4 protein-coding genes are annotated in these 8,478 nt (G+C 52.2%); 3 read left to right on the forward strand and 1 reads right to left on the reverse strand.

Annotation, left to right across the window (positions count from 1 at the left end):
• The coding region (locus D8M23_RS12235) for a hypothetical protein (RefSeq protein ID WP_238693867.1) at positions 1 to 204 on the reverse strand (204 nt) is incomplete at its 3' end.
• A 643-nt stretch (positions 205 to 847) separates the two neighbouring features.
• On the opposite strand from D8M23_RS12235, the gene D8M23_RS11600 reads away from it, so the two are divergent.
• The 3 genes from D8M23_RS11600 to D8M23_RS11610 all read left to right on the forward strand — a co-directional run.
• Positions 848 to 1,129, forward strand: a complete 282-nt coding sequence (locus D8M23_RS11600) for a pyrophosphorylase (RefSeq protein WP_126854882.1) — start codon at positions 848 to 850, stop codon at positions 1,127 to 1,129.
• Positions 1,130 to 2,251: 1,122 nt separating this feature from the next.
• The gene (locus tag D8M23_RS11775; protein ID WP_161971671.1) at positions 2,252 to 3,925 is read left to right on the forward strand and encodes a DUF6531 domain-containing protein; all 1,674 of its coding nucleotides are present in this window, start codon (positions 2,252 to 2,254) and stop codon (positions 3,923 to 3,925) included.
• Positions 3,922 to 8,478 (forward strand): RHS repeat-associated core domain-containing protein (locus D8M23_RS11610; RefSeq protein WP_278667878.1); only part of this gene is annotated, 4,557 nt, incomplete at its 3' end. The genes D8M23_RS11775 and D8M23_RS11610, both read left to right, overlap by 4 nt.

Here is an 8,478-nt window from a genome sequence, read left to right on the forward strand (position 1 = left end):
AGCATTATCGGTTTGCGGTCCGGCAGCATGGCTAGTGATAGAGGTTGTAGGCACATGCATTGGACCAATGAGAGCTTCTGCCCCAGCAGACTCATGCTTCTCTGTTGTCTTGTCAAGGATACCAATAGAGTTTAGGGCCTCATACCTAATCCCTAGGGATGGCTGCAGAAGCGCTGGTGCATCACCACCCGCTTCTGCAGGCACATTACCACTCCATAGATTTTTTCGTCGCAACAGCGCCTATCCGCCTCACTCCCTAATTATGAGCTGACCTAACATATACAGCAGAAATCAGCAGTTTGTCTATCGGCATTTCTGCCCTATATTTGTAGTTTCTTTTCACAGCCCCAGTACGCAGAGAACCCTTACCGCATTGGTAATCCGCCATAGGTGGTTGTTGGGAAACTGCAAGGCTGTGTTCCCGTGCGCATGGGATACTTGTGGCTCTGCAAGCAGAAAAAGCCATGAACCTGTCAGCATGCTTAACAGTCGTAACCATAATAGCCGCTTAGCCTCTTCTAACATGAGTCTTTCGGAGAGAAGACCTGGCTTTTGCGTCCCTCTTCTTCAGGTAGATCGAGCATCCTAATTGCAGTAGCCTCGAACGCAAAGAATATATTTTGACAAGGGGAAATACCTGAAACAGCCATGCATTTCATACTCTTTTACACACGCCGACACAGAACTTCAGAGAGCTCTAGGGCATTAAGTAATTAGGATAATCCTAAAATATATGAAGACACACATAAGGATATCCTTGACCCTTACATTTAGGGTAGGATACTCTAGATCCAGACCTCCACCAAGTGGCGTGGAGCAACACCGACCACCGAAAAGGAAGTAAGGCATGAGCGATCGCGTCCTTAGTACTGATACCGCAAAACAAGCAATTAATCAGCTGCAAACCATTATTAACAATGGTTTCAACGACCAGATTAACCAGCTAAACAAGCAGGGTGAAACCCTATCTAACCGAAACAACTGGGATGGCCCGCTAGCCAACCAGTTCCGAGAGGACGTGTGGCCCCAGACACATAAGGCCCTCATTAAGGCCAAGCAAGAACTTGAGAACCTGCAGGTTAATCTCCAGAGCATTTCTAATGAAATCTTCCGTGCAGGCGGCGCTTAAGCTACGACGCCTCTGATATCTGTGGGCGGGAAAGGGAGTTATTCCCCTTCCCCGCCCACTGCTATACGTAAACGTAGACGTAATCGTATATTTTTCCCCTTGTTATATATTTAAGGACATAAAATCATGCATGCGAACACTAATCCTGTGGAATTTGACTTTAGTATGGGAAGTGCTCTTGCTTTTTCATTTGAGTGTTGCAGGAAAACGATTGAAAGCCAAATCAGTGAACGTGAGCAGGCCATCACGCATGCAATGAGGGAGTTTAAAGGGAACTACGCTGATTTATTCTGCAAAAATACTGTGCAGTCTATGAATTATGCCAAAGAGTTAATTGAGGCACTTCGTAACGCAGAAGTAAACATGAGGAAATATATTGAGGCTGCAAAAGAAGAAGTGCGAATCCGTGAAGAGATTAAACTTTGGGAAGAGAGCAAATCCTCAACAAATCAAAATGGCATAGTCGGAGGGGGCACCAGGTCTAGTTTATCGTCGAAAACTGTTAAAACCCAACCCAGAAATACTGAGCCTCCTAATTACGAAATTTATGTTTCCGCATCAGCCAAAAACTCCGAGGCTGCTAGTAATCCAAATGCTGCACCAACTATTTCACAGTTTCAGAGCCATACTGTAAGTTCCCCACCGGCTCCTGGTGAACCAGTAAAGGTGCCTTATGCTGACCCCACCTATTTAGGCCCAGGAACTGTTTCGGGAATTCCCGCTAATCTGTATAAGTACTATGAAACGATAAAGGCATTAGGGCCCACGGTTGAAAGTGACCAGGGTGCCCTGCAAACCTTATACGATTGCTTTCATAATCACACCAAGTGGGGATATTTTAACGCGGCTGAGTTGATTATTGCCGTTAAGGCATGGGTTGCAGATACATATGTAGAAGGAGCTCGTGCTTTTAAAATAGCTAAAACCCTCTGGGAAGCAGGAAGTAAGGGAGAGCTAAGCGAGGCAAACCCTAATCTTACGAATCCTTATACAATTCACTCCGCTGACAGTGATAAAATTCGCAAAGATCTTGGAGACATTCCTGCCACCCAATACTTACGGTATGTTCCGTCAGCTCATGTTTTGGGAGGTGTTCCCAGCTCGGGGTATTCGAATGATCCGGTGAGTGTTGCAACAGGTAATTTTATCGAGCCTGAACTGGATTTAGCTTTCGACAATACCGCTGCCCGCACCCTCAAACTTAAGCGCATGTATAACAGTGTCGCCGTAGTTCACAAGAGCGAGCTTCCTTCAGGCATTTTCGGCCCAGGCTGGTCATCCACTCTTGACACTAAACTCGTATTTACTTCTGACGAGGCTCAATGGTACACGGATGACGGCCGTATTCTGTCGTTCACCCGCGAAGGAGACGGTTACAGTCGCGCACCAGGTGAACCCTGGTGGCTCACTAAAACCACTCCGGGTGCTTCTCTCTACGATCGAGCCAACAGCATGTGTGTTCAGGCGCACGAGCAAACAGGTGCTGAATTTACCTCCTACACGAACCCGCATTACTGGGCAATTACCAATAATGAACACACCACCCATACCTTCGCTGCCGACGGTACCTGGGTATCAACCACAGTGGGTCATCCATCAAACACTGTGGTGGCTGTGCGTAAAAACTATTCCGCCCAAGAGAGCCGCCCCGAGTCTACAGCGACTCAGAACTCTCTCATCACCGACTTAGTGCACCCCACTACGGGACGTGCTATACATATTGACTACGCCCACCATGACGGAGAAACTGCACGCCCCTCTCAGGCGTACACCTACAACACGGTTGGTGGGCATGCTGGTATGCCTCTAACAATAGCTGAATATGGGTATACCCCCACAGGGCACTTAACTACTGTGTCAACCACAACAGGTACCCGCACTTACACCCACACGCCTGAAGGGCTGATCCATGAAGTGTCCGATGTGAACGGGCATGTTGAGGTCACCAACACCTATGATGATGACGGCCGTGTGGTGCATCAGGTGAGTGAGTATGATTACGATATCTCGTATCAGTACGCTCCTGGCGGCATAACAATTATCTCGGGAGAGAACGCTGGGGTTGCACCCAATGTTTTCTACAGCGATGAAAAAGGGCGTCTTATCGGTGTCACCGCATCCGACGGCAGCCACTACACAATGCGTTATAACTCGCTCAATAACCGTGTGAGTGAAACCCAGCGTGATGGGTCCACAGTTACTCGCTCTTTTGATGAACGTGGTCGTCTGGTGCGTGAGCGTACCCCTGAAGGCGCTGACTACACCTACAGCTGGGACGAGTATGACCGTGTAACTGCGGTGTCGGTCCTAGATGCTCGGGATACGATAAACTTAGGTACCCCGATCACTATCTCCTATGGGTACACGGATGAGAGTAACCCGAATCCTTCCATGCTAACTGATGGTACGGGCGCAACCACCTATTACGAATGGGACGGCAACGGTAACCTAACGAGCAGCACCGACCCAACGGGTGTTACCACTACATTCGGTTACGACATTCATGGTGATCTCATCTCAGTAACTGATGGGGCAGGTAACGTTATTCACCTTGTGCGTGACGAACAAGGCCGCGTAACTCAAACGATTAACCCACTTGGCGAAACTTGTACGTTGCGTTACAACGCTTCTGGCGTGCCCATTAGCTATGAGGACGCGGCAGGTTCGCGGTGGACCTTCACTTATCCGCAAGTGACCGATACGCGCTGTGTCCCCGCTATCGTGCGGGAGAAACAGCAACTACAGAACCGTCAAACCTCTGGGGGTCTGACTCACGGGTGCTCCCTTCGGCGGTGACAGACCCTTACGGGAATACCACCACGTTCACCTACAACCGTGCGAATGACATTGTTTCGATAACAGACCCTCTTGGGCGGGTTCTGGAGAATGTGTATGACGTTCGAGGTAATCTGGCGAAGGTCATTAATGAGGCGGGCTCCACTTGGTCGTACACCTATGATGGGCTCTCCCAACTCACAACGGTAACCGACCCGACTGGAGGTATCACCCGGTACACCTACGATATGAACAGCGAGATTACCTCAGTGACTGACCCAACCGGTGTTGAGGTGAAATACTCTGTGAACCGTAAACACGGTATCGAGGAAACCGTGGATGCGTTCGGGTCTTCATTCCGTCAGGTAGATGTATTGGGACGGGTAGTTTCTGAAGGTTCCACCCGCAAACCTATAGCGCACGGCAGCGGACACGGCATTAAAGCGCAGCTGAAATCAGTAATGACAGAAGAAACTGGCGTGGTTACTTATGATGCTGCAGGTCGCCCGGTTGAGATTCTTGATGCTGCCGGTGGTCTGACCCGTTATGAGCGTGATGGTGCCGGGCGTGTGCTGCGGGTGATTTCTGCAGCTGGCCGTATCGAGGCCTATGAGTATGATGCTGCCGGGCGGGTGATCTCTCATGCTGTTGGTCTGGATGCTCCCCGGCGGTACACCGACGAGGCGGGGGTTTCGCGGGTTGTTGAGCCCTCTGCCTGGGCGATAACCCGGCTGGAGTATGATGCCGCCTCGCAGATTATCAGGCGTGTTAACCCCAACGGGTCGGTGGAGAAGATCACCTATGATGTGTGTGGTCGAGTGATTGGTGTGGAGTCTGGTGCGCGTGTGGCATCGTACGAGTACGATTTGTGCGGTCGCCTGGTTGGTGTGCGCGATAGTTCTTTTGGGCAGCGCAGGTTTAAGTACGATGCTGCCGGTCAGATGATTCAGGCAACGGATGGGTTGGGGTTCCGCACGCATTTCTCGTATACCGCAACCGGGCAGGTTTGCCGTGTTGTCGATGCCACCGGCCAGGTGACCGATTATGAGTACGACGCTATGGATCGTCTGGCGCGTGTGATTAAGGCTGCGGGTACGGATGATGAGTCGGTGCAGGAGTACGCCTATGATGCTGCGGGCCGTCTGGTGCGTGCTGATGATGGTGTACGCGAGTATACGCACATTTATGATTACGCTGCCGGTGGCCGCCTGTCACACACCTGTGTTGATGGTGTGAAGGCTGCAGAGTTTGGGGTGCAGGATCAGGGCCGTACCGTGTGGGTGCGCGATTACGCCAGCGCTCAGGCCCTTGACGCTAGCGCGTCTGAGGACGTGTTTGTGCAGCATCGGTTTGTGTATGATGCACGCGGTTTGTTGGTGGAACGTTCACGTTCGGGGGTGCTGGCCGGAGGTATGGAAGGCTCTGCCGATGCTGCGGGTGCGTCTTCTGGCTCGGTGGATGTTGATGCGCAGGTTCAGGCGTTGAATACTTTCACGAACACGGGCGCGTACACGCTCACGCTGGGGTACGATGCCGACGGTTACCGTACGCGTATGGTGACTCCGTATGGTGAGACTGCGGTTACCTATGATGGTGCTGGCCGAATGGTGCGGGTCAGTGATGCGGGCACCTGCTCTGGTGCCTTTGCGGGTGTGGGCGCGGAGTTATCGTACGATGTGTTGGGTCGGCTCACGCGTGTGCAGGTAGCGGATGTGGTCTCTTCATGGGAGTTTGACGATATCTCCGGTCTGGCGTGTTCGTATACGCAGGAAGAACTAGTGGGGGATGCTAGTGGTTATGGGCGACAGTCTCAGGTGTTAGCACAGACGAATGTTATTCGTGATGAGCAGGGTCGTGTTGTGGGCTTGGATTCTGCCGATGGGCTGGTGGTGTATACCTATGATGCTGCCGGTCAGCTCACGGGTTCTCGTGCTGGTGATCTGGAGTTTGAGTGGGTGTTTGAGGCTGGGCTCATGCAGGCCGAACGTACGTGGCGGCGTACTGATGCTGGTGAGTATGATGGTGTGGGTGAGCGTGTGCTGTTGAGTGAGCGTTCGTTTGCGTATAACCGCCTGAACCAGCTCACTGAAACGGTTCTGGTGGAATATGCTGCGGCGATTGCACCTGAATTCGTGGGACTACAAGATGAAGTAATGAACCGCACTATCACTAGCTATGAGTATAACGCTGCCGGTGAACGCATCCTAGAACGTGTGGCCTCAAATTTGGGGGTGCGGTCAGTACGTGAATACACCTGGGGTGTTTTTGGTGGGTTGGCCTCAGTGACAGATACAGTCAGCACGGATGCTTTTCACCGTAATTTTTATGGGGTAACAGGGTCTGCTTCTCGTGTGCGTCTGGTTTCTGATGTTACCGGTGAATTAGCTCAGGTTACCGGCGCTGAAGGAGCATCAGTACCGCTTGTGTGGGATCCGAACCCGGTTGCAGATATTCCCTCTGTGATAGGTGCCGGTGGCATGCCTGCCCCAGGTTCTGACGGTGGATTCTCACAGGTAGGCACTGCCGGAGGAATGAACCCTTGGGGTACCCCCGAGGCCGCTATGCTGCCTAGCGTGCTGGCGGAGTTTTCTTCACCTGCTGGTGCGGGGTTGCCCGCAGGGTTCGTGTTTAATGGGGCTGGGAGCGTATCGGCGGCTGGCCTGGAGGTAATGGGTGCACGCGTGGCGGACCCTGCTTCACGTCGGTTCCTGTCAACAGACCCGCTCCCAGCGGTCACTGGGACAGGGTTTTTCGCGGATACGTATGCGTTTTGTGGGAATAACCCAGTGGGACTAATTGACCCGTGGGGAACGCAAGAGGTGCCGAACGAGGTAGCGAATGATACAAGTTTTAAAGGGTGGCTTGATAAAAATGCCGATGGTATTAAGGTAGGTCTTCTCATCGTGGGAGCGGTTGCTGCAGTGGCTGCTATTCCTCTGACTGCTGGTGGTAGTACGGTGGCGTTTGTTGGTTTTGTGGGTCTTAGCGGAGTCGCAGCTGGTTCTTTCGCGGCAGCAAATTCTATTGATGCCAATATGGACGAAAACGGTCGGGTAAATTGGGGTAATGTCGCTCGTGATGGAGCTGTTGGCTTTGGTGTTGGCGCCCTTGAAGCTACTGTTTTTAGGGGTGCTATGAAGTACACTCCCATGGGGGCACAGTATGTTAAAAATACGCGCATGGGGCAGTATGCAATCTCTACAGGTAATTCGCTGAAGACGACGGCGACACAGTCTCGGATATACCAGGCTGCAACACAGACGGTATCTGCGGGATGGCAGGGGGCGAAGCAAATGGCTCAGCGTGAGATCTCTCAGATACCCAAGATGGTGCGTGCTATTCCAGAGTACCCGGTGGTGCAGTACGCGCGCTCGGCAGCGTATGCCGGTGGTGCACGCGCTAAAGGCGCGGTCGAAGCAGGCTGGAACGGGGCGAAGCAGATGGCTGGGCGTGAGGTGTCTCAGGTGTCTAATATGGTGCGTGCTATTCCAGAGTACCCGGTGGTGCAGTACGCGCGCTCGGCTGCGTATGCCGGTGGTGCACGCGCTAAAGGTGCGGTCGAAGCAGGCTGGAACACTACTAAAGAAATGGCGAAGTCCTCGTGGGAAGCTGGGAAGGCTGCCGGTCAGCGGTATACTCCGGTGGTGTGGAACGGGACGAAAAACGCCGGGGTTAATTTCGCCACCGGTGCGGGTACGAATGCTGTGGTCTATGGTGTTGAGGCTGGTCTTGGCTTAGAGCAGTGGGATACTGATAAAGCCAAACAGTATATTCTGAGCGGCGGTACAGGCAATGTGCTTGGCGGGTCGGTAAAGCCAATGGTGGGGTCAGGTATTCAACGGTTTAATAACCGTTCTGTGCGGGGTAATGGAGGCACCCCTCGGTTTACAATCAACCCGGAAGGAAAGCTGCGTACTGGTTTAGAGGCCTCTGGTGCGGGCGCGCTTAACCTTGCAAACGCTGAAGCCTGGAACCTGGCTACAGGTAAGGGCGACCTATCGAACGGGGATAAAGCGTATGCCTTATTGGCTGGCGGTCTGGGCAGTCAAGCAGGTAGCTTTGGAGTACCGTTCACCAAAGGTAAAGGCCCCAATGGAGGTCGAATTTCGTTTGACAATACATCCCTAGGATCGCCCTTGAAAGCTCCATCATATATGGACTCATATGGGGCAATGGCTACCGGACATCCTGGCTTTAAAACCAATATCTCTGGATGGAAACAAATTGGTGAGTATGGTACTGCAAACGCTACAGTAATGGCCTTTACAGATCTAGCAAAGTCTTATGTTGTGGATCCTCTTGTGGCATATGCCGTAAATCCTGCGATGGGTTATGTAAAAGAGAATGCACCGTATATAGGAGAAGTACGGCGATGGCCGCAGCCGATGAAGGACATGTATCGACTGTGGGAGCAATATTGGCCGTGGGGCGATTATGTTCCTTCCCCGTCATCTGCTCAAAATGCTGATCCTGTTTCTGGGGCAGGGCCTGTGCAATCACAGCAGCAGGAGTCTGAAATAATAAAGCCTTCTAATCCCCAGGAAGAAGCTGTAGCGAACCAAGCACCTGTGCAG

Origin of the sequence: Rothia sp. HSID18067, from assembly GCF_003989445.1 — a bacterium.
Lineage (GTDB): Bacteria > Actinomycetota > Actinomycetes > Actinomycetales > Micrococcaceae > Rothia > Rothia aeria.